Raw genomic sequence first — 21,676 nt, forward strand, 5'->3', positions numbered from 1 at the left:
CTATGTTTTTTGCCGGATCAGGGCCCGGCCGATGGCCCGAATGATCAGCAAGCCAAAGGCCCATACCAGCGTGGCCATTAACGTCACACTAAGCCAGTTGGGCGTTCCCAGAAGGAAATACAGGAGGCCATGAAAGATGAACGCACCGCTGATCCACACCAGTAAATTAATCTCTGCCATACGCTGCCAAAAAGACATGGGTCATCACTCCTTAAGAGTAGGATGACCCATGCCCAAGATGAATATGAGATGACCTTTTTAGGAAAATAATACAAAGCAGTGGCCTAACCCACCATTTTGCTCATTCGGGAGGCAAAATCAATCACAATCGGCGCAAACTCCTCCATTTTATCCGGGGTAAGCCGCCCGGACGGTCCCGAAACGGCCAAAGCAGCCACACATTTACCCTGCCGGTTTAAAATGGGCGCAGCAATGGCGGAGGTGCCTGCTTCCCGCTCCTCTACACTGGTGGCATATCCCAGCTGCCTGATTTTTAATAACTGCAACATAAATACCTCTTTGTCGATGTGCTCAGGCCAGTCAGGATCATTGAGGATCATTTCCTGGACATCAGGCTCCGCATAAGCCACCAGAATTTTACCTGAAGCCCCGACATTTAGGGGCATGCGCACGCCGATAGGTGCCACCCGGCGGATGGTTTGCTTGCTCTCAACAGCTTGAACCCTTACCCGTTCCTTGCCATCCCGCACATACAAGGTGACTGTTTCATCTAAAATATCCCGTAAACGTTCCATTTCAGGCAACAGCATCACGGCCGGATCGTCCACCCTCTCCAAATGGGCGGACAGTTCCCACACGCGGAAGCCCAAGCGGTATTTTTCCGTGGCTTCATCTTTAGTCACAAATCCTTTTTTCTCCAATGAGGCCAGCAAGCGGTAAACAGTGCTCTTATTTAAACCTACCTGGTGACTGATTTCTGTTAGTGTGAGTTCGTTTTGAGTTGTAAAACATAATAAAATATCTAGTGCCCGTTCAACGGATCGCACCGTCTTTTTTTCCATCCTTATTCACCCTTATGGTTTCATTGTGTGAAACAAAGTGTTTTAATTTTTAATTATACCTTGTTGTCCACTAAAGGTAAACTGTCTTTGCGAGCGCTTACCTCTTACCACAAATCATATTCTCAAGGCAGGATGTGTCTTTTCTTGGTTTAAAGGGCTTATTATCATTATTTTTTTATGTACATTGCCTTATATTTAAGCTATAATAGGGGCGTAAAGAGAAACCATGTTTCAAAGGGTAAAACTAGGGTGGGACAGCTTTGCACTCATGAGAAGGAGGTTTTTTGATGACGTATCGTGATCCTTTTTCTGTCAAATCCTCACTGCAGGTCGGGGATAAAACGTATACCTATTTCTCCCTCCCCAAACTGGAAGAACAAGGGGTAGGTGCCGTCTCCAAGTTGCCCTTTTCCATTAAAGTGCTTCTGGAGGCAGCCTTACGCCAAGTGGACGGGGTAGGCATTACGGAAGATCATGTCAAACACATTGCCAATTGGGCTGAAACGGAAGATAAAGACCGTGAAATTCCGTTTAAGCCGGCTCGGATTGTCTTGCAAGACTTTACTGGTGTTCCTGCTGTTGTTGACCTTGCGGCCATGCGTTCTAAAGTGGCCAAAGACGGCGGTGATCCGAAGCAAATTAACCCACTCGTTCCTGTGGATCTGGTTATCGACCATTCTGTCATGGTAGATAAATTTGGAAGCAAGGACGCCCTGGAGTACAACATGAACGTGGAATTTGAGCGTAACCAGGAGCGCTATCGCTTCTTGCGCTGGGCACAAACGGCCTTTGACAACTTTAGAATCGTGCCCCCGGCCACTGGTATTGTACACCAGGTGAACCTGGAGTATCTGGCCAGTGTAGCAGCAACCAAAGAGGTGGACGGCGAACAGCAGGTCTTCCCGGATTCCCTGGTTGGTACTGACTCCCACACCACCATGATCAACGGGATCGGTGTTGTCGGCTGGGGTGTCGGTGGTATCGAAGCTGAAGCCGGTATGCTGGGACAACCCTTGTATTTCGTCACTCCTGAGGTCGTTGGTTTCAAATTAACCGGCCGTCTGCCTGAAGGCGCAACAGCAACAGACTTGGCCTTAACTGTAACTGAAATCTTGCGCAAAAAAGGCGTTGTTGGCAAGTTTGTTGAGTTCTACGGTGACGGATTGTCCAACATCAGCGTAGCTGACCGTGCCACCGTAGCCAACATGGCTCCTGAGTACGGTGCCACCATGGGCTTCTTCCCTGTTGATGAACAAACCCTGGACTATCTCCGTCTCACTGGACGCAGCGAAGAGCAAGTGCAGCTGGTTAAAGCTTATTATCAAGCACAAGGCTTGTTTAGAACCGACGACAGTGCTGAACCTGTCTTTTCCGACACAGTGACATTAGACTTAAGCTCCATTGAACCCACACTGGCTGGACCGAGACGTCCTCAAGACCGCATTGTGTTGTCTAAAATGAAGGAGAGCTTCAACAACACCTTGCATGCGCCTATTGATGAGGGCGGCTTCGGCCTGTCTGACGATGATCTGCAGAAAAAAGTGAAAGTGGAGCATCCTAATGGGGAAACATCTGAATTGACCAATGGTTCCGTGGTGATTGCTGCCATTACCAGCTGTACCAACACATCCAACCCGAGCGTCATGCTGGGAGCGGGTCTCGTCGCCAAAAAAGCGGTTGAAAAGGGACTGACCAAACCGGGCTATGTGAAAACCAGCTTAACCCCGGGATCCAAAGTGGTCACCCAGTACCTGATCGATGCCGGTTTAATGGAGCCGCTTGAAGCATTAGGCTTCCACGTGGCTGGTTATGGCTGTGCCACCTGTATCGGTAACTCCGGTCCCTTGCCGGATGAGGTCTCCAAAGCCATTGCCGAAAATGACTTAACTGTCTGCTCTGTGCTGAGTGGTAACCGCAACTTTGAAGGACGCATTCACGCCCAAGTAAAAGCCAACTACCTGGCTTCGCCGCCCCTTGTCGTGGCTTACGCTATTGCCGGCACAATGAACATCGACTTGCAAAATGAACCGCTCGGCTATGATCAGGATGGCAATCCTGTTTACTTGAAAGATATCTGGCCAACACCGGAAGAGTTGCAGGCTGCCTTGCAAACCGTCAACTCTGACTTGTTCAAGAAAGAATATGAAAACGTCTTTGAATCTAACCCGCGCTTTAACGAAATCGATGCCCCGCAAGGCGATCTGTACGAGTTTGATCCGAAATCCACTTACATTCAGGAGCCTCCGTTCTTTGAAAATCTTGAGGCCCAAGTGGGTGACATCGAAGAGATCAAAGGGGCCAAAGCACTGGCCTTGCTTGGTGATTCTGTCACCACCGACCACATTTCACCGGCCGGTAACATCGCGCCTGACAGCCCGGCAGGCAAATACCTCCTGGAACGTGGCGTAGAGCGCAAAGACTTCAACTCCTATGGTTCCCGCCGTGGTAACCATGAAGTGATGATGCGCGGTACCTTTGCCAACATCCGCATCCGCAACCAGATGGCACCCGGCACCGAAGGCGGTTATACACCTTATCTGCCTACTGGTGACATCATGCCCATCTACGATGCTGCCATGAAATATCAGCAAGACGGCACACCGCTCGTCGTCTTGGCCGGTAAAGAGTATGGAACCGGAAGCTCCCGTGACTGGGCTGCCAAAGGGACCAATCTGCTGGGGATTAAAGCTGTGATTGCGGAAAGCTTTGAGCGCATCCACCGCACCAACCTGGTCTGCATGGGTGTTCTGCCGCTGCAGTTTGAAGAGGGCCAAGGTTGGAAACAGCTGGGGATTACTGGTCAGGAAACTTTCGATATTCTTGGCTTGGACAATGATCTGAAACCGGGTCAAACCTTAACCGTGCGGGCCACACGCGAAGACGGATCCAGCTTTGAATTTAACGTGATTGTCCGTCTGGACAGCGTGGTTGATATTGAGTACTACAAGAACGGCGGTATCTTGCAAAAAGTGTTGCGCCAAATGGTCCAAAGTGCCTGATGATGCAGGCTTTCAGATAAACACCTCATCAAACCCATCAGAAAAGGCTGTGGAGCAGATCCACAGCCTATTTTCAGTGGCTACAGTTTCTAAATCAAAAGCTCTAAAAACAATGATATAAGGTTTTCCAGAGTTCTCGGGCTTTTACTCAGTGTAGCGGCTGGGCACCCATGCCGGGCGTACAAAAATTCTATCCCTATTTGGATAGGGATAGAAGAAAGGAGAAAGGGATTAACGCTTTAATTACCATCTAGGAACTTTAACAAAGCAGGCGCAGCCAACAATGATTAACAGAACAAACAACACTACGATTAAGGTAAAGTCGTCAAAAATCATTACAAGCACCTCCCCAACATTAATTCGTGAGGCCTCACAGTACCAGCATATGCTTTGTACCAGACCTTTGAATAGGACGAGTATATGAGGACAATAGTGGAATTATCGAACCTGCGAGAGCTGGCTCCCAGTATCCTTATTATTTAAGCTTCTGCTGTTTTATGTCCAGGAGGGGTGCCCAAGTCTAGGTCCGTAGGGTACAAACCCACCTTGACAAATACCCAGGGTGCCAGACCAATCCCCCATATGCCCACTACGGCATAACGGAGAAAGTCACTCATCAGGTAAGTTGGCAAGATAATTTTGAGACCCGTTTGTAAAGCGATGATCCCGTCCATGCCAATCAAAAAGGCAATTGCTTTTTTCCACACCGCTGTACGCAAGTTCATCTGAACATAGCGAAGCTCCAACAAATAAGCTACGCCCGCCCCAAACAAAAAGCCGGAATACTTCACCCCTTCAGACTCCCTGAACAGAACCAGAAGAAGCAAGGGGAACCCGAAAGCCAATAACCACTGCAACCAGGATGGTACCTGGCTCACTGCCTGAGAGATCCTTATCCCAACAACCAGGACAATAATCCCTATTAGAATGCCGGCCACCACATCCAGGGGCCAGTGCAATCCAGCATATAAACGGGTATAAGAGATACAAAAAATCAATACCACGGAAACAACCCAAAACCAGGGTTTGTTAACGACATAGGCCAGATAGCCCCATAATGTTGTGGAGCCTTGGGCATGGCCACTAGGGAAGGAATCATAAGGATAATGACTGCCAACCTCTGCCGAAGAGACAAAAATAGAGTTAATTCCCTCTACTCCCACCGGGCGTGGGAGACCGGTATTAATTTTAACAAAAGCATTGACATAAATAGAAACAAGAAAAATATAAGCAAGACGAAAACCGATTGCTTTTGAAAAACACCAGTATACAAAAGGCAAAACAAGAAAATAAAATTCCTCATCCCCCATAAACGTAAACACAGCAGCCAAAGCATTTAAAATTGGATTTTGCCATGAGGTAACCCAGATTAAAAAATCAATTTGAGTCACGGGTTTTCACTTCCTTATTCACTTATCTTCCTCAAAAAACATATGTCCAAACAAGCATGTAAAGGCGCTGATGTAACAACACCAACGCCCATGCAACCTAATCCGCTAATAATCATAATCATAACAATACTCATACAGTTTGACAATCTCTTCATGGGTTGGAACCCGTGGGTTGTTGGCCGGGCTGCCGCTAGCCAGGGCATCCCGGGCCATTTTATCCAAGACCTTCCTAAGCCGGCTCTCATCAATGCCCCATGTTTTCATATTGGGAATGTTAAGATCCCGACACAATTGTTTAATTTCCTGTACCGCTGCCTGTGCGGCCTTTTGATCATCTTGCCCTTCCAGCTCCGGCTTAATGACACGGCCGATCACTGCCATGCGATCAATACAAGCTTCCAAAGTATACTCCAGTACTGCCGGTAACAGCATGGCATTGGACACCCCGTGGGGAACATGAAACAAAGCGCCTATGGGACGGGACATACCATGCACCAGACAGACTGAGGCATTGGAAAAAGCAATGCCTGCTTGCATATCCTGTCTCTGGCTTCCAAGTCCTCTCCCTGCTGATATGCACGGCGAATGGATGAGCTGATCAGACGGATTGCCTCCAAGGACAATGTGTCTGTCAGCGGCTGAGCCCTTCTGGAGAGATAGGCTTCTATGGCGTGACACAAGGCATCTACCCCGGTAGCTGCAGTCACCTTGGGAGGTGAAGTCACAGTCAAGAGCGGATCAACAATGGCAACAGCAGGAATAAAGGCCGGATGCTTGATCATCATTTTGACATCAGCAGTGGTGTTGGTGATAACCGTGACACTGGTCACTTCCGATCCGGTACCAGCTGTAGTCGGAATGGCAATAAACGGAACAGGGTCCTTTGTAATCGGTTTTTGCCCTCCCACATACTCACCAATATATCCGCCGTTTGTAGCCACCACAGCAACCGCTTTGGCAGTGTCTATGCAGCTTCCCCCACCAACCGCCACAATGAGGTCACAGTTCTGTTCCTGCAGCATCTGCAGTGCTTCATCCACATACACATCTGTTGGTTCTGTGTTGACACCCATATAAGTGACATGGGCTGCTCCAGCTTTTTGCACATAAGTGACACAACGCTCCACATGGCCTATTTTTTCCATCACTTCATCACTAATAATGAGCACTTTGGAACCAAGACAGGGCACAACATCCTTTAATGTGGACAAAGCCCCTTGTCCGTAGTACACCTCTGGCGGCAGGCGAAACTCGGCAAAGGTACTGAGCTTTAGGTCCTTTTTGGACACCACATTCCCCTCTCCTTCCAGTTTGTAATGCCGTTATTCACTTGGTTCTCTTAAAAAATTCCTTTTATGAACACAGCAGATCAAGACTTTCCTGGTTAATCCCGCTTGACGACATAGCCAGCTTTCTCCCTGTCCCAGGCATTGCCGATCCCCATTTCCTTCAGTTTAAATTTTTGGATCCGTTCCGTGGCCGTTTTGGGAAAGGCGTTGGTGAACTCAACATAGCGGGGGACCATAAAATAAGCCATCCGTTCCTGGCACCAATCTAATAATTCTTCAGGTGAAAGCTGTTCTCCTTCCCTGACAATCACAAAAATTTTGACATCTTCTTCGCCCAATTCAGAAGGAACACCGACCGCTGCCGATTCCAGTACTTTGGGGTGCGTATTCACTACTTTTTCAATCTCCCAGGAAGAAATGTTCTCCCCGCGGCGGCGAATACATTGTTTGATCCGGTCGACGAAGTAGAAGTAGCCTTCTTCATCTTGATATCCCCGATCTCCAGAGTGAAACCATCCTCCCGCCATAGCCTCACAGGTGGCCTCAGGATTCTTGTAATAGCCCTCCATTAGTGTATGAGGTTGGTCTGAGCGGATGAGAATTTCCCCGACTTCTCCCGGAGCGGCCTTTTCTCCCTGGTCATTGACCACCTGCATCTCGATATAGGAGAGAGGCCGGCCGATTGAAGGAGGCCTGTTGGCCTGAAGAGGATTGGCCATACAAAATCCAGCCGTTTCAGTCAAACCATAGCCCTCAACGATACGTAAATCAAACCTCTTCTCAAAATAGGACCAAAATTCTTTTGGGGTGGCGGCACAGGCGGCCAACCGGACCGGATTGTCCCGGTCGTCTTCATTCTCCGGCTGCTTACACAAAATGGTGATCATGGAACCCAAGGCATTAAACATTGTGGCCTGGTGGTAACGGATATCCTGCCAAAAACGGGAGGCGCTGAACCGTTTTTCCAAGGCAATGGTGGCGTTAACGGAGATAGAGCCCAGCACTGTGGTGGTGTGGGCATTGACATGGAAAAGGGGCAAGTTGGTAAACAAAATGTCCCCAGGCCGCGCACCTATCATTTCCCGGGCAAATGCTTCTCCAGCATTAACATAGGCATGGTGGCTTAACATCACTCCTTTGGGCAAACCGGTCGTGCCCGATGTATAGAGGATGCTGTTCACATCCTGACCACGAACAGCACAGGTTCGTTGCGGCTGGAGATCCGTTGCGGTTAGCTCCTGCCACTCCAGGACAGGACAAGCATTGTTAGACTGAGTGGAAAGCAATTTTTGCCCCTGTTCATCTGCACCAGCCAGCACGATTTTAACCCCTCTTAAACTTTCAGGCAACTTGTCTAAGATTTTAGCCTGATACTGGGGATGGGCGATGATCAGCTTGCAATCGGAATGATCAAGGATGTAGCGCAACCCTTCTCCCTTAAGGTGCACATTAAGGGGCACTTTGACTGCCCCAAGGGAAGACAGTGCAAACCAGATATCCAAGTACTCCGGACAGTTGTCCAGCATCAGACACACCGTATCCCCTTCTTGTATCCCTACTCTCTCCAACCCTGCTGCCATCCGGTTTACCCGGTCATATAATGAGGCATAAGTGATCTGTTGATCTTTAAAGCGGAGATAGATTTTATCCGGACTTTTTTCAATCTGTTGGAGCAAAAATTGATAAAGATTCATTTCCACAACCTCCTCCCTGCCTGTAACGATGTATACGCTTGGTCACTTTGGTTCATACCAAGGTTTCTTAGTTTTTCAACACATCGGGCAGCCACAAAATCAACTCAGGGAAGATGATCGCCACTGCCAGCACCAGCAGGATAATGACGACAAACGGCAAAACCCCTTTGTAAATGGTGGAGAGTTTGACCGACGGTGGCACAATGCCTTTAATGTAAAACAACGAATAGCCGAAAGGAGGAGTTAAGAACGAGGTTTGAAGCATTAAAGCAATACAGGTGACCACCCATAGCATATTAAAGTCGTACGCATGCAACAGAGGTAAAAAGATGGGAAAAACAATCATCACAATGCCGATCCAGTCGATGAACATGCCCAGTACAAAGGTGACCATCAGCATCAGGATAAAAACGCCCCAGGCGTTTAACCCGAAGGCCTCCACCAGTCCCTGAATCAGCTGATCACCACTGAGGGCCAGAAACATGGAAGCAAAAGCATTGGCTCCAACTAAGATAATGAGCACCATAGCTGTCGTCTTGGCTGTATCATATACAGCCTCGCTCAACATGTTAAAACTAAATTTGCGGTACACCATGGTCATCAATAGGGCGACGAAGGCACCCACACCAGAGGCTTCAGTCGGGGTAGCCACACCGGAAAAGACGGAACCCAACACTGCCACCACCAAAATAATAGGCGGGATCATGTTGACCAGACTGCCCTTGATCCTTTGCTTGATTGGGACGGCTGCCGCTTCTTCGGCGGATAATGCCGGTCCATATTCCGGTTTGCGCCAGCAAATAAACAGAACATACAGGCAATAGGCAAAAGCCAGAAGCAGTCCGGGGATTAACGATGCTTTAAACAGATCACCAACGGAAACTTGAGACTGAGCTCCCATTATAACCAGCATGATACTGGGCGGAATGAGGATCCCCAACGTCCCTCCAGCTGCCACCACCCCTGTTGAAAGGCGTTGGTCATAACTGTATTTAAGCAACACATGAATACCTAATAAGCCCATGGTGACGACTGAAGCACCAACCACGCCAGTGGTCGCGGCAAAAATAGTAGAAACCAAAATTACGGCCAAGGCGATTCCCCCTCTCACCCTGCCCAGCAAGTAGCGCAGTGATTCAAACAGTCCCTCAGCTATATAGGAGCGGGCCAGCAGATTGGCCATCAATGTAAACAAGGGAATGGCCACCAACGTATAATTGTTCATGGCACCAAATACACCATTAACAAACACATTAAGGGTTTGTGGGCCCCAGCCGATCAAACCAAATATCACGGCCAGCCCTCCCAATACAAAAGCAAGGGGATGACCGGTTGCTAAACCCACCATTAATCCAATAAACATGAAGATGAGAAAAAGGATCTCCAGACTCATACTGTTTCCCCCTTGACCAGGATAACGATCCGCTTTAATACCTCAGAGATGCCTTGTAAGAGCAGCAAACCGAAAGCAACAGGAATCACCGTTTTGAGCGGATAGACGGGAGGGGAAAACAATGAACTGGAAGTCTCTTTGATCGCCCAGGATTTGGCGGCATAATCCATGCCGATCCAAAAAATACCGACCACAAACGGGAAGAAAAACAGCACATAGGTGCACAAATCCAGCCAGGCCCTTGTTTTAAGTGGAAATTTTTCATATATAATATCTACGGATACCATACTCTTGTGCAGCAGGGCGTAAGCTGCCACAATCATGAAATGGAAGCCGTAAACCATGGTAATGGTTTCGTAGGTCCAAATCGTGGGCGAATTTAACACCCGGCGGCTGATCACTTCAAATACAACCAGGAACGTTAAGACAAGTACAGACCAGGCACCTATTTTTCCAATCCAGTCATTAACCGTGTCGATGATGTGTATCACCTTTTTGATCCCATTCATGTCACTCTCTCCTGACTTGTAATGTCTTTTCAAGTGATTCATGTGGAAGAGACGGGCCCAAAATAGCCCGTCAATCTTATCACATTTAATCGTTATTCAGCATGGAGCCGTAATTGCTGCCAAAGCCCCATGGTCCTTGGAATTCACGGTAGTTGGCATATGTTCTCAAATATGCTCGCTGGCTTTCCAACACCCTGGAAAAATCAGGGTTTTCAGCAGCCAGTTCCTCATATATACGTTGAACAGCCTCTTCCACACGCGCCAAATCTTCCTCCGGATATTGGTTAACTGTGATGCCGTGTTCTTCGATCATCTCGTTGGTTTTCACTGCATCCATATAGATCGCTTTCATCGAACGTTCCAACATGGTTGTTTTAGCTGCTATCTGAACAATCTCTTTCAAATCATCAGGCAGTGAGTCCCATGCATCCTTATTGATCATCACGCCAAACACCGCTGCTGTTTGATGCCACCCTGGTGCCGCCCAGTACTCTGTCACCTCATGAAGATTAGCAATATTGTCCGCCCATGGTGTGGCAAACTCTGCTGCATCAACTACCCCTCTCTGCAGGGACTCATAGATTTCATGGGCTGGAAGATTGACAGGATTGCCTCCAAATTCCTGTAACAAACGCTGCTGAATCAAGCCAACAAAACGGATGTTCATACCGGCGATATCATCAAGACTTTCAACAGGCACGTTAGAGCGGATACCTGACTCCATGCCATGGACTGTGTGAGGAAAGTAAATGGTATTATGCTGACCATAGATGTCATGATACATGTCCAGTCCCCCTGCCTCATAGATCCATACCATGAAGTCAATGCCGTTTAATCCCACAGCATGAGAGCCAAGAAGATCAAAGGCGGTGTTCCGGCCGGACCAGTAGTTAGGCCAGTCTCCTCCCATCTCTACAGTGCCATCACTGACCATATCCAACACCTGATTGGCTTGGGCCAGCTCACCCACTTGATGGAGGTTGATATTGATCCGGCCGTTACTCAGCTTGTGAACCAAATCAACAAAATGCTGGTCCTGTTCATAGTGCACAGATCCTGCCGCCCAGGTGGTGATCATTCTCCAGTTAAATGTTTCACCACCGTTATGGTCCTTCTCCTCAGAATTTGTTGGATTAGTACTCGCCGATTCGGACTGCTCCAAGCAGCCTGTGGTCAACGCCATCACTGCTAATAACAGGATAATCAGGTAAGCCAATCGTTTGATCATAAATATCCCCCTTTTGGCATTTTGTTAGTTCAATATTAACCAATATTTAGAATTAACAGAAATTTATAGATGCACCTCCCCGTGGTTATGAGTTTATTGAAAGGGGGCAAGGACGGCTCTACTGAGCCGTATAACCCCCGTCAATCACCACCGTCTGACCGGTTATTCCTTGTGCTTTTGAGCTGGCCAGAAAGAGGGCATGATGGGCAATCTCCTCCACCTGTAACAGCCTTTTTTGAGGAACGAGAGGATAAATCACTTCCTCCAGCACTTCATCCAGGGAAACCTGACGCGTCCGGGCCAAGTCTTCCAATTGGTTGCGGACCAGTGGCGTATCCACATATCCTGGACACAACGCATTGACCGTTATGCCGTGTTCGGCCCCTTCCAGGGCAGCCACTTTGGTCAGTCCGATCACACCATGTTTGGCACTGTTGTAGGCCGCCTTTCCAGCGAATCCAATCAGCCCGTTAATCGAGGCAATATTAATAATGCGGCCAAACTGTTGTTTTTTCATCATGGGAAACACATATTTGATGGCCATAAACGGTGCAGTTAACATCAACCGGACCATTTTTTCGAATGTCTCTGTGGGGAACGATTCAATGAAGGAGACGTGCTGCATCCCCGCATTGTTGATCAGAATATCGACTTGTCCATACGTTTCTACTGTATGTTCAAGCGCCGCCTTTAATTCGTGCTCTTCACACACATTGCAAGTGATACCGAGGACTGAGCAACCTTCTTTGGCCAGCCGGGCTGCTTCTTCCTGCGCTTTTGCCCCGTTAATATCACTGATCATGACACGGGCCCCGTGACGGGCAAAAGCTTCAGCAATAGCCAAGCCGATACCACTTGCCGCTCCTGTAATAAATAAAACTTTGCCTTTCACATCACTCAACATCTTTTCCCCTCTCTTCTATATGGAATATGCACTTAGTGTCATCACATGTCTATAAACCCAATGAGAATAAGAGGATGGCCAAGATCACTCCTAAGAGCGGTGTAATGACCGTCACAGCTGCAACTGCCGGATAAGCCTCTTTATGAGTCTCCTCACAGATGGCCCGGATCGTGGTGACCACATAACCGTTGTGGGGCAGTGAATCCAAGGCGCCGGAGGAGATCGCCACTACGCGGTGCAGCTGATCAGGATTAACGCCCATGTCCAAGTAAGTGGGCGCCAAGATGGGCAAAGCAATGGCCTGGCCGCCGGAAGCAGATCCGGTCAGTCCGGCAATGACACTGATGGCAATGGCCGCACCAATGAGCGGGTCGCCGGGCAGGTGGGTGATGGCATCTACCGCTATCTGAAACGCTGCCGACTCCCTGGCCACCGAACCAAAACCGACCACAGCTGCCGTATTGGCAATGGCCACCAAAGCACCGAGCGTACCCGCCGAAGCTGATTCCCATACGTTTTTTAAGTAGCGGCGGTTACATAGCCAAGTGGCGATCACACCGCTCAATAAGGCCAGAATGAGCGCTGAATGTTCCAGGGAATCATGAAAGATAAAGGCGACGACCAGGACCACAAGCAGAGGTATGAGTCCCATCACAGGCTTGGGAAGGTGATCTTGATCGACCTTGGGATCATTAGGCCGTTCTTCAAAACTTTCTCCCCTAGCCACTGCTTTAGCTATCATTTTCTTCAGCCACCAGTAGCCAAAAACAGCCATGAACACAGCTACAATTAAACTGACTTCCCAGGCAGCATAAGGGCTGGTCCCCAAGTAAGGAATAGGGATCCAGTTTTGAATCTCCGGTGAACCAGCCGATGTCATCGTAAACGTGACGGATCCGAAAGCAAGAGCAGCAGGGATAAACCGCCTAGGCAAATTGGCCTGTTTAAATAATCCCAAGGCCATAGGGTAGACGGAAAAAGCCACTACGAACAAACTGACTCCGCCATAGGTTAAAATCGCGCAGGCCGTTACAACTGCTAAAACGGCATACTTCACGCCTAAGCGGTCAACCACCCATTTGGCGACACTGTCGGCTGCTCCCGCATCTTCCATCACCTTCCCAAAAATAGAACCCAGCAAAAACATAAGAAACCATGAAGCAACAAATCCAGAAAAGCCTTGCATATAACTGCCAACCAGACTTGCCTCTCCCTCCTCCGCCAATTGGGGAAACAAAGGGATACCGCTGAACACGGCCAGAAATAAGGCACACAACGGGGCTGCGATGAGCAGATTCATTCCCCGCATCGTTAACAAAATAAGTAAAGCTAATCCGCCAATCAGGCCAATCATACTCAGCATGAGTTCAACCTCCTACTATCATCTACTATCATGACCGAAACCGTTTACAAAACATAAAGCAAAGTTGGTGCCAATTCTAATCAATTTGCGGTCAAATCTTAGAAATATACTGACAATACCAGTAACGCCTTAGATCTGAACATACGGACTGAGGTTTTATACAGACGATTTTAAGTTTGTCCACCGGATAAAAATTCCGATATTTTATACTATTTGTCTAATTTTTTGGAATGAACGCTGAACAGCATAAAAATATCCACCCTCACAATCTACATGACAGGTGGATATGAGCTGGCAAGAACAGCCAATGCTAGTTTACATCTGTTGTTAGTTTGGACCGGGTCACTCCCTGTTGTACTTATTCAATTTTGCATATATACTTGATTTACTTATACCAAGTCGTTGGGCCGTGGCCAGTTTATCATTCCCCTCCTCAGCCAGTACACGCTGAATAATTTCCGCCTCCTTCTCTTCCAACAGTTCCTTTAAGGTTTTGGGAGCCACATGCTGACCGGAGGAAGGACCAGACTGTTTAAGCAATAAAGGCGGAAGGTCCATTTCTGTGATCTGCTCTCCCTTCTTCACATATAGAGCTCGCTCCAGTACGTTGCGCAACTCGCGGACATTCCCCGGCCAGTCGTAAGCCATCAACAAGCGTTCCGCCTTTTCTGATATGCCTGTTACTTTAATGCCCGTTTCTTTTCTCAGCTCCTGCAAAATATGTTTTACCATGAGCGGAATATCCTCTTTCCGCTCCCGTAAAGGCGGAATCTCCAAGGTGATCACATTTAAACGGTAATAGAGATCTTGACGAAACTTCCCTTGGGCCACAAGTTCCTCCAGATTTTTGTTCGTGGCGGCAATCACCCGTACATCGACAGGCTCAGGCACGTCTGCTCCCACTGGCTCAATTTCTTTCTCCTGCAAAACCCGCAGCAATTTGACCTGCATGTTTAACGGCATTTCACTGATTTCATCCAAAAAAATTGTTCCTTTATGTGCTAAAGCAAACTTTCCTTTTTTCCCCGTTTTCCGGGCGCCGGTAAAGGAGCCTTCTTTGTAGCCAAACAGCTCCGATTCAAACAATGTTTCAGGAATGGCGGCACAGTTGACCCGGATAAAAGGGCCATAAGCTCTCTTGCTCTCCTGATGAATGGCATGGGCAAAGAGCTCCTTCCCTGTTCCGCTTTCCCCCACAAGCAAAACTGTGGCCGGGCTGCTGGACACATTGCGGGCCAATTCCTTTACCTCATTCAGTTGGGGACTTTGGCCAATAATTTGGTTAAAGGAATATTTGGCCCCAACTCGCCGGTTTAATTCCCTTTTATAGTGTTCCAGTTCAGTTTTCAGTTTTTCAAATTTAGCATTCATGGTAAACAAATCATCCACATCTTGAAACAATACTTTACCTACGGCGGCCACCACTTCCCCTTTGTTGTTTTTGATCGGAATGCGATGGGCAATCATCTGTCCGCCTTTGATATGTTGGACTTCAGTCAGTTCGGGAACACCTGTTTTGACTACGATATGCATCCTTGTATTTTCGATTACTTCAGTGACATGCTTGCCAATGACCTCATCGATAGTTGTGCCCAGGAATGAGGCATACGTTTCATTGATAGAGGTAATATAACCTTCTTTGTCCACCATGACCACACCTTCATAGGCATGTTCCAGGGCGGTCTTGTACAAATCCAGCTCTTTTTCTGCTTCTTTTACTCTATTGGTCAGCTTAATAAGTAGACGGTGAATCCATCCGTAACGTTTGATGTGCATAGGGTCACCCCCACTCAATCTCCCAATGGTTTATCTTGTCAAACCATACGAAAATGCGCAAAACTCAGTAAAATATTATATCATGATCCGAGACCACCAACTACCTGCCCCCATCCATACAATGCTATGTCTCAATCCATAAATAAACGGCGCTCATCTCTCCAGATTGCACTGAGAGATATACGCCGTTATGAGTTCCAATGGTTATAAGCTAAAAACTGTCTATCCCTCCAACAGCAGCGTTTCGGGATCTTCCAGCAACTCTTTCACCTTGACCAAGAAGCTGACCGCTTCTTTTCCGTCCACAATGCGATGGTCATAAGAGAGGGCAATATACATCATGGGGCGGTTTTCCATGTGCTCATCATCAACAGTGACAGGACGGGTTTGGATTTTGTGCATGCCCAAAATACCCACCTGCGGGGGATTGAGAATCGGGGTGGACAGAAGAGAGCCGAACACCCCGCCATTGGTAATGGTAAATGTCCCTCCCTGCAAGTCCTTAATGCTCAGTTTGTTTTGACGGGCCTTATCTGCGAGCGAGGCAATCTCCCGTTCGATTTCCGCGAAGCTGAGTTTGTCGGCATTGCGCACTACAGGAACCACCAGACCCTCATCGGTGGAAACAGCGACACCGATGTCATAATATTTTTTGACCAAGATCTCGTCCCCTTGAATCTCTGCATTTAACAAGGGGAATTTTTTCAAGGCACCGATGACTGCTTTGGTGAAGAAAGACATAAAACCCAATCTGACCCCGTGTTCTTTATAAAAGGATTCCTTGCGCCGTTTACGCAGTTCCAGAATGGCGGTCATATCCACTTCATTAAAGGTGGTGAGCATGGCAGCTGTTTGTTGCGCTTCAACCAAACGCTTGGCAATAGTCTGCCTGCGGCGGGACATACGGATCCGTTCCACCGGTTTGGCTTCATCTGTTACCAGTTCTGTGAATGGTACGCTTTCCGGTTGAATCGGTTTTTGAGCCGGTTTCTCTGTTCCGGCCCTCTCCTGTCCGTCCTCTGCTCTGGCTGATGCTTTCTCTTGGTTGTTAATATCTGCTGCATGGATCCGGCCTAAGGGATCAAGGCTTTCAACTTGTCCCAGATCAATACCCTGCTGGCGTGCCCACCGGCGGGCAGCAGGCGTGGCCAGACGCTTCCTGCCGAGGGTTCCCTCCCGGTCTTCAGGCTTCATTCTTCCGACCTCTTCTTTTACAGCTGGTCCTTCTTCAACCTGAGCTTCTTCCGGTACGCCATCCGGGCCTTGATCCTCTCCAGCTGCTCCTCTATCCAGGCGGGCAATCACTTCGCCCACCGTGACTGTATCACCTTCTTGTTTGAGACGCTCCCGCAAGATACCATCATGCTCAGCGTTGATTTCCAAATTGACTTTATCTGTTTCCAGCTCAAGCAGGATATCTCCCTGCTTGACCGGATCCCCTTCTGTTTTGAGCCACTTAACTATGGTTCCCTCACTGATTGATTCGGCCAGTTCAGGCACTTTGACCTCCATTATCCCGGATACCTCCCTCAGTTTGAATAAACAGGTTGATCTGTGCTTGTTTGCTCTTGCCGTTTGTTTAGCGTTTCAAGGCCTGTTGTACAATCCGTTCCTGCTCTTTCTTGTGGGCTTCATGTAAACCTTCTGACGTGCTGGAGCGGTCCGGACGCCCGATGTAAAGGACAGGAATCTCCCCCGCCAACTCCAAGAGATGAGGCTCCATATAACGCCAAGCCCCCATATTGCGCGGTTCTTCCTGCACCCAGACGATCTCTTGCAATCCCTGGTAACGTTGAATGATCTTTTGGATGTCTTGTTTGGGAAAAGGATAGAGCTCCTCTACACGCACAATATGCAGCCAATCCATGTTATCCTCTGCTTTCTCCAACTTTTCCTCTAACTCCACCGCAATTTTGCCGCTGCACAAAATGAGGCGCTCGACACGGTCAGGACGTTGACCCAAGCCTGGCTGTTCTAGTACGGGGTAAAACCTGCCCCCACTGAAGAACTTGGGGAGAGAGGCCGCCCGCGGGTTGCGAATCAGGCTCTTGGGAGTCATAATGACCAGCGGCCGCTCTTCTTCACGCCCTGATAACAGGGCTTGACGGCGCAAAAGGTGGAAGTATTGGGCCGCTTTGGTCACGTTAGCGACAAACCAGTTATTTTCGGCGGCCAATTGCAAGAAACGTTCCAGCCGGGCGCTGGAATGTTCCGGACCCTGCCCTTCATAGCCGTGCGGCAAAAGCATGACCAGATTGGATCGTTCACCCCATTTGGCCCGGCCAGCCGATATAAATTGGTCAACTATCACTTGGGCTACATTGGCAAAGTCACCAAATTGGGCTTCCCACAGGACCAAGGTATCTTGGGTAAATACACTGTAGCCATACTCAAAGCCCAGCACCGCTGTTTCAGTAAGTGGACTGTTATAAATGGCAAACGAAGCGCGGGCTTGGGGTATAACATGGAGAGGAGAAAGGGATTCTCCCGTTTTGCTGTCATGCAAAACCAAATGGCGGTGGGCAAACGTGCCCCGTTCCGTATCCTGACCGGTTAGCCGGATCGGAATACCGTCATGCAGGATCGTGGCAAAAGCCAGCGTCTCAGCCAGTGCCCAATCCACTTTGCCGTCATCAGCCAGGGCATTGGCCCTCCGTTCCAGAATCCGTCTTAATTTCGGATAAACCGTAAATCCTTCGGGCCAGTTCAGCAAATCACGGTTAATCGTCCTAAGTGTATCCAGCGGGACACTGGTGTTAATATCAGGCAGGGATCCGCTCAACACTTCCGGTGGATCCAAATCAAGAGGTTCAGCTTCCTTCTTATACTTAGCCCGTTGATAAGCCGCTTCTAATCTCTCCACAGCCTTGTTTTCCTTTGCTTTGATAAGATCTTCTGTGACCAATCCTTCCTTGATCAAGGTCTGTGCGTATTGCACACGGACGCTGGGATGGTGCTGAATTTTAGCATACATTTTGGGCTGGGTCACCGCCGGATCGTCAGCCTCATTGTGTCCAAAACGGCGGTAACCGATCAAGTCAATCAGAAAATCCTTGTGAAAACGCTGGCGGTAGGCGTAAGCCAGCCGGACAGCAGCCAAACACGCTTCAGGATCATCAGCATTAACATGGACAATGGGAATCTCAAATCCCTTGGCCAGGTCACTGGCATACTTGGTGGACCGGGCATCCCGTTCTTCGGTGGTGAAGCCCAGACGGTTGTTGGCAATAATGTGAATCGTGCCACCTGTATGATAGCCGCGCAGCTGACTTAAATTTAGAGTCTCCGCCACAATCCCTTCGCCCGGAAAAGCCGCGTCGCCGTGAATCAGAATAGCAAACGCTTTGTTGACATCCTGCTCGGGGTAGCCCCTCTTTGTCCGTTCTTCCTGTGCAGCCCTGGTGAAGCCTTCAACCACTGGGTTCACAAACTCTAAATGACTGGGATTATTAGCCAAGGTCAACCGTGTCCAAACCACATTATCCTCCCGGATGGCCCGTTTTCCTCCCAGATGGTATTTCACGTCTCCGGTCCAGCCGTAGTTTATGCCGACCGAACCCTCAGACGGCACCAAATCTTTGTTGGGGGAATGATGAAACTCGGAAAAAATCAGCTCATAAGGTTTGCCCAGTACATGGGCCAGCACGTTCAGCCGCCCGCGGTGGGCCATACCGATCATGACGTGCTCAATACCGCTGTGCACGCCTTGGCTGATCAGCTCATCCAACATGGGCACCAGCGCATCCAACCCTTCAATGGAAAAGCGCTTTTGCCCTACAAATTTGCGGTGCAAAAATTGTTCAAACACTTCCACTTCAATCAATCTGTTCAGCAGCGCCACCTTTTCTTCACCAGTCAGTGTCTCATGTGCCCGGCCCGTTTCCACCCAGCGGCAAAGCCACTTGCGTTCTTCAGGATCATGAACATGGGTAAATTGGTAAGCCAGGGATTCAGTATAGACTTGCTTCAAGTGGTTAAGGGCATCCCAAGCTGTTTCCATCCTGTCCGGCGCTTCTGGCCATACGGCGGCTGCGGGCAACGCGCGCAGATCTTCTTCAGTCAGGCCGTAAGCAGATGGATCAAGCAGGGAAACGTGCTCCGTCTCTCCCTCGTGCAACGGGTCAATTTTGGCTTCCAAGTGGCCGTATGTACGAATATGCTGGGCCAACTGCATGGCAGCTACCGCTTTTTCCATTTGGTATGCACTTGTTTGTGGCGACCCTCTTTCTCTTTTCCTATCCCGTACGGGCTGATGACCGTGGTCAACCGAAGGTGGCGGTCCCCACTGTTCAAATAAGGTTCTCAGCTCTGGTTCAGCTGAGTCAGGATCATCAACGTACTGTTCATATCGATCGTAAATATAACCCAGATTCACCCCAAATGCCCGTTCCCAACGGCGTCGATTCTCCATATCCTCAGCAGGCATCCCTAACACCCTCCGCTATTTCAGTTTCTTACAATAAGATACCCTTATCCTGTTTGGTGTAAACAGCCGTTTTAAGTTTATACACCTTGTTTAGCCCACTCCGATTCCTAAAATACAAAGATTAAGACACATAAACTCCGGCAAAGCATGACATATTAATATAAGCTTCACTTTTCTAGAAGGTGTTCAATGAACATGAAAAAAATCATTTTCTTAATGGTTGACTCACTGATGCCTGCTATCCTGGAAAAAGGCTTTCAAAAACGAATCATTCCCGCCCTTCAGTTTTTAAGGGAGCGTGGGCAATACCGTGCCGATTGTGTCACTGTTTTTCCCACCATGACCGCCTCTGTGGACAGCTCCCTGGCCACAGGCGTGTACCCCAATGTACATAAAGTGCCAAGTTTAATTTGGTATGATCCTGTACAAAAAGAGATTATTAATTACATCAATGGTTATAAGTGTGTGTCCAGATTGGGCTTGGGCAAATGTGCTCGAAATGTACTGCTCAATTTAAATGAAAAGCATTTGAGCCGCAGCGTAAAAACCATTTTTGAAGAACTGGCCGGACTGGGATTAACCTCAGCCAGTATTAACCTGATTATTCACCGCGGCTTAGCCAGTCACAAACTGCACCTGCCTGTTTATATGAAATGGATCTCAGGAATTAAAGGTGAACCAACCGTAAGCGGGCCCGAGATTTTGACGCTTGGTGCAATCGCTTACCCTGCCCTCTTGCAACATAAGCTAAAAAGCTATGCCATTGGTTTGACCAAATTATGCGGAATCAATGACGACTTTGCCATTGATGTCAGTGCCGAGCTGATCAAGCAAGGAAAACAGCCTGATTTTATGCTGATTTATCTTCCTGATAACGATCATAAAATTCACAAAAAAAGCCCTCAACATGGTGAACTGCCGCTGATTCAAGTTGACCAGCAGTTACAAAAACTGTTAAATGCGTACGGATCATGGGAGAAAGCTTTGCAAGAGAATATTATCATCGTCAGCAGTGACCATGGTCAAACACATGTGGGTACAGAGGAAGATTACAATATTGATATGGATCACCTGTTACATGATTATCGTGTTTTGCAACTTGGAGAAGAGGTAAGCGACGATCACCATCTGGTGGTCTGCAACAATGAACGGATGGCCTACCTTTACCCCTTGCAACCCGGGATTGATAAAAAAATTGTCGCGTTATTGAAAGCAGAAGCCCGTATCGATCTCATCGCCTGGAAAGAAGACAATCAAGTTGTTGTCATGGAAGGCGGTTCAGGAAGAGAAATGAGCTTTAAGCCCAATGGGCCTTTTGTTGATCCTTATGGGAGCACTTGGACTCTAACGGGGGATTTGGCCGTGATGGACATAAGCTTAAAAGGACAAAAGATCGAATACGGCGACTATCCCGATGGACTGGCCCGGCTATACGGTGCTCTGTTCTCACAGGATTTTCCGCTGATTGTCATTACCGCCCGGCCGAGATTTGAATTTAAAAGCCGATACTATCCCACGCATAATAACGGCGGCAGCCATGGCTCCCTGCACAAATGGGACTCCCTCATACCCTTGATTGTTGCCGGAGATGAATCAGGGAGTTCGCTTCCCTCCAGACTTGTCGATTTCAAAGGATACATTCTCAACTTGTTCAAATCCCATTATTTTCAATAAGAAAAAGC

The 21,676-nt window shown here is 48.4% G+C and carries 15 protein-coding genes and 1 pseudogene; 2 read left to right on the top strand and 14 right to left on the bottom strand.

Annotated elements, in window-relative coordinates:
* Nucleotides 1-198, bottom strand: coding sequence for a hypothetical protein (locus J2S00_RS03405; RefSeq protein WP_307335410.1), 198 nt, complete (start codon nt 196-198; stop codon nt 1-3).
* An 86-nt stretch (nt 199-284) separates the two neighbouring features.
* Nucleotides 285-1,022, bottom strand: a complete 738-nt coding sequence (locus tag J2S00_RS03410) for an IclR family transcriptional regulator (RefSeq protein WP_307335412.1) — start codon at nt 1,020-1,022, stop codon at nt 285-287.
* 287 nt (nt 1,023-1,309) lie between these two features.
* Between J2S00_RS03410 and acnA the strand changes: the two genes are divergently transcribed.
* Nucleotides 1,310-4,021 (top strand): aconitate hydratase AcnA, encoded by a 2,712-nt coding sequence (acnA, locus tag J2S00_RS03415; RefSeq protein ID WP_307335415.1) that lies wholly within the window; start codon nt 1,310-1,312, stop codon nt 4,019-4,021.
* Nucleotides 4,022-4,264: 243 nt separating this feature from the next.
* Here acnA and J2S00_RS19870 read toward each other — a convergent pair whose 3' ends face one another.
* The 12 genes and pseudogenes from J2S00_RS19870 to J2S00_RS03470 form a co-directional block, all read right to left on the bottom strand.
* The gene (locus tag J2S00_RS19870; RefSeq protein WP_370875819.1) at nt 4,265-4,357 is read right to left on the bottom strand and encodes a YjcZ family sporulation protein; all 93 of its coding nucleotides are present in this window, start codon (nt 4,355-4,357) and stop codon (nt 4,265-4,267) included.
* A gap of 143 nt (nt 4,358-4,500) precedes the next feature.
* Complete coding sequence (locus J2S00_RS03420; protein WP_307335418.1) at nt 4,501-5,412, bottom strand: phosphatase PAP2 family protein; 912 nt, start codon at nt 5,410-5,412, stop codon at nt 4,501-4,503.
* Between the two features lie 105 nt (nt 5,413-5,517).
* Nucleotides 5,518-6,704 (bottom strand): annotated as a pseudogene (locus J2S00_RS03425) (iron-containing alcohol dehydrogenase).
* A gap of 92 nt (nt 6,705-6,796) precedes the next feature.
* On the bottom strand, nt 6,797-8,395 hold the full coding sequence (locus J2S00_RS03430; RefSeq protein ID WP_307335421.1) for an ATP-dependent acyl-CoA ligase: 1,599 nt from the start codon (nt 8,393-8,395) through the stop codon (nt 6,797-6,799).
* Nucleotides 8,396-8,462: 67 nt separating this feature from the next.
* Complete coding sequence (locus J2S00_RS03435) at nt 8,463-9,788, bottom strand: TRAP transporter large permease (protein ID WP_307335424.1); 1,326 nt, start codon at nt 9,786-9,788, stop codon at nt 8,463-8,465.
* A complete protein-coding gene (locus J2S00_RS03440; protein WP_307335427.1) occupies nt 9,785-10,297 on the bottom strand; it encodes a TRAP transporter small permease subunit in 513 nt (170 codons plus the stop codon). Before J2S00_RS03440 ends, J2S00_RS03435 begins: the two co-directional genes overlap by 4 nt.
* Nucleotides 10,298-10,382: 85 nt before the next feature.
* The gene (dctP, locus tag J2S00_RS03445) at nt 10,383-11,525 is read right to left on the bottom strand and encodes a TRAP transporter substrate-binding protein DctP (RefSeq protein WP_307335429.1); all 1,143 of its coding nucleotides are present in this window, start codon (nt 11,523-11,525) and stop codon (nt 10,383-10,385) included.
* 118 nt (nt 11,526-11,643) lie between these two features.
* Complete coding sequence (locus tag J2S00_RS03450) at nt 11,644-12,417, bottom strand: 3-hydroxybutyrate dehydrogenase (protein WP_370875826.1); 774 nt, start codon at nt 12,415-12,417, stop codon at nt 11,644-11,646.
* 61 nt (nt 12,418-12,478) lie between these two features.
* Nucleotides 12,479-13,792 carry a GntP family permease gene (locus J2S00_RS03455; RefSeq protein ID WP_307335436.1) on the bottom strand — a complete coding sequence of 438 codons (1,314 nt, stop codon included), beginning with the start codon at nt 13,790-13,792 and terminating at the stop codon, nt 12,479-12,481.
* Between the two features lie 342 nt (nt 13,793-14,134).
* Entirely contained in the window at nt 14,135-15,568 is a 1,434-nt protein-coding gene (locus J2S00_RS03460) for a sigma-54 interaction domain-containing protein (RefSeq protein WP_307335439.1), read from the bottom strand.
* Nucleotides 15,569-15,790: 222 nt separating this feature from the next.
* Nucleotides 15,791-17,083: a 2-oxoglutarate dehydrogenase complex dihydrolipoyllysine-residue succinyltransferase gene (odhB, locus tag J2S00_RS03465; protein WP_307336025.1), complete on the bottom strand. Its 1,293-nt coding sequence runs from the start codon at nt 17,081-17,083 to the stop codon at nt 15,791-15,793.
* Nucleotides 17,084-17,147: 64 nt separating this feature from the next.
* Nucleotides 17,148-19,994, bottom strand: coding sequence for a 2-oxoglutarate dehydrogenase E1 component (locus tag J2S00_RS03470; protein ID WP_307335442.1), 2,847 nt, complete (start codon nt 19,992-19,994; stop codon nt 17,148-17,150).
* Nucleotides 19,995-20,189: 195 nt separating this feature from the next.
* Here J2S00_RS03470 and J2S00_RS03475 point away from each other — a divergent pair, with 195 nt between their 5' ends.
* Complete coding sequence (locus tag J2S00_RS03475; protein WP_307335445.1) at nt 20,190-21,668, top strand: alkaline phosphatase family protein; 1,479 nt, start codon at nt 20,190-20,192, stop codon at nt 21,666-21,668.
* Nucleotides 21,669-21,676: the final 8 nt, after the last annotated feature.

Source organism: Caldalkalibacillus uzonensis, from assembly GCF_030814135.1.
Taxonomy (GTDB): Bacteria; Bacillota; Bacilli; order Caldalkalibacillales; family Caldalkalibacillaceae; genus Caldalkalibacillus; species Caldalkalibacillus uzonensis.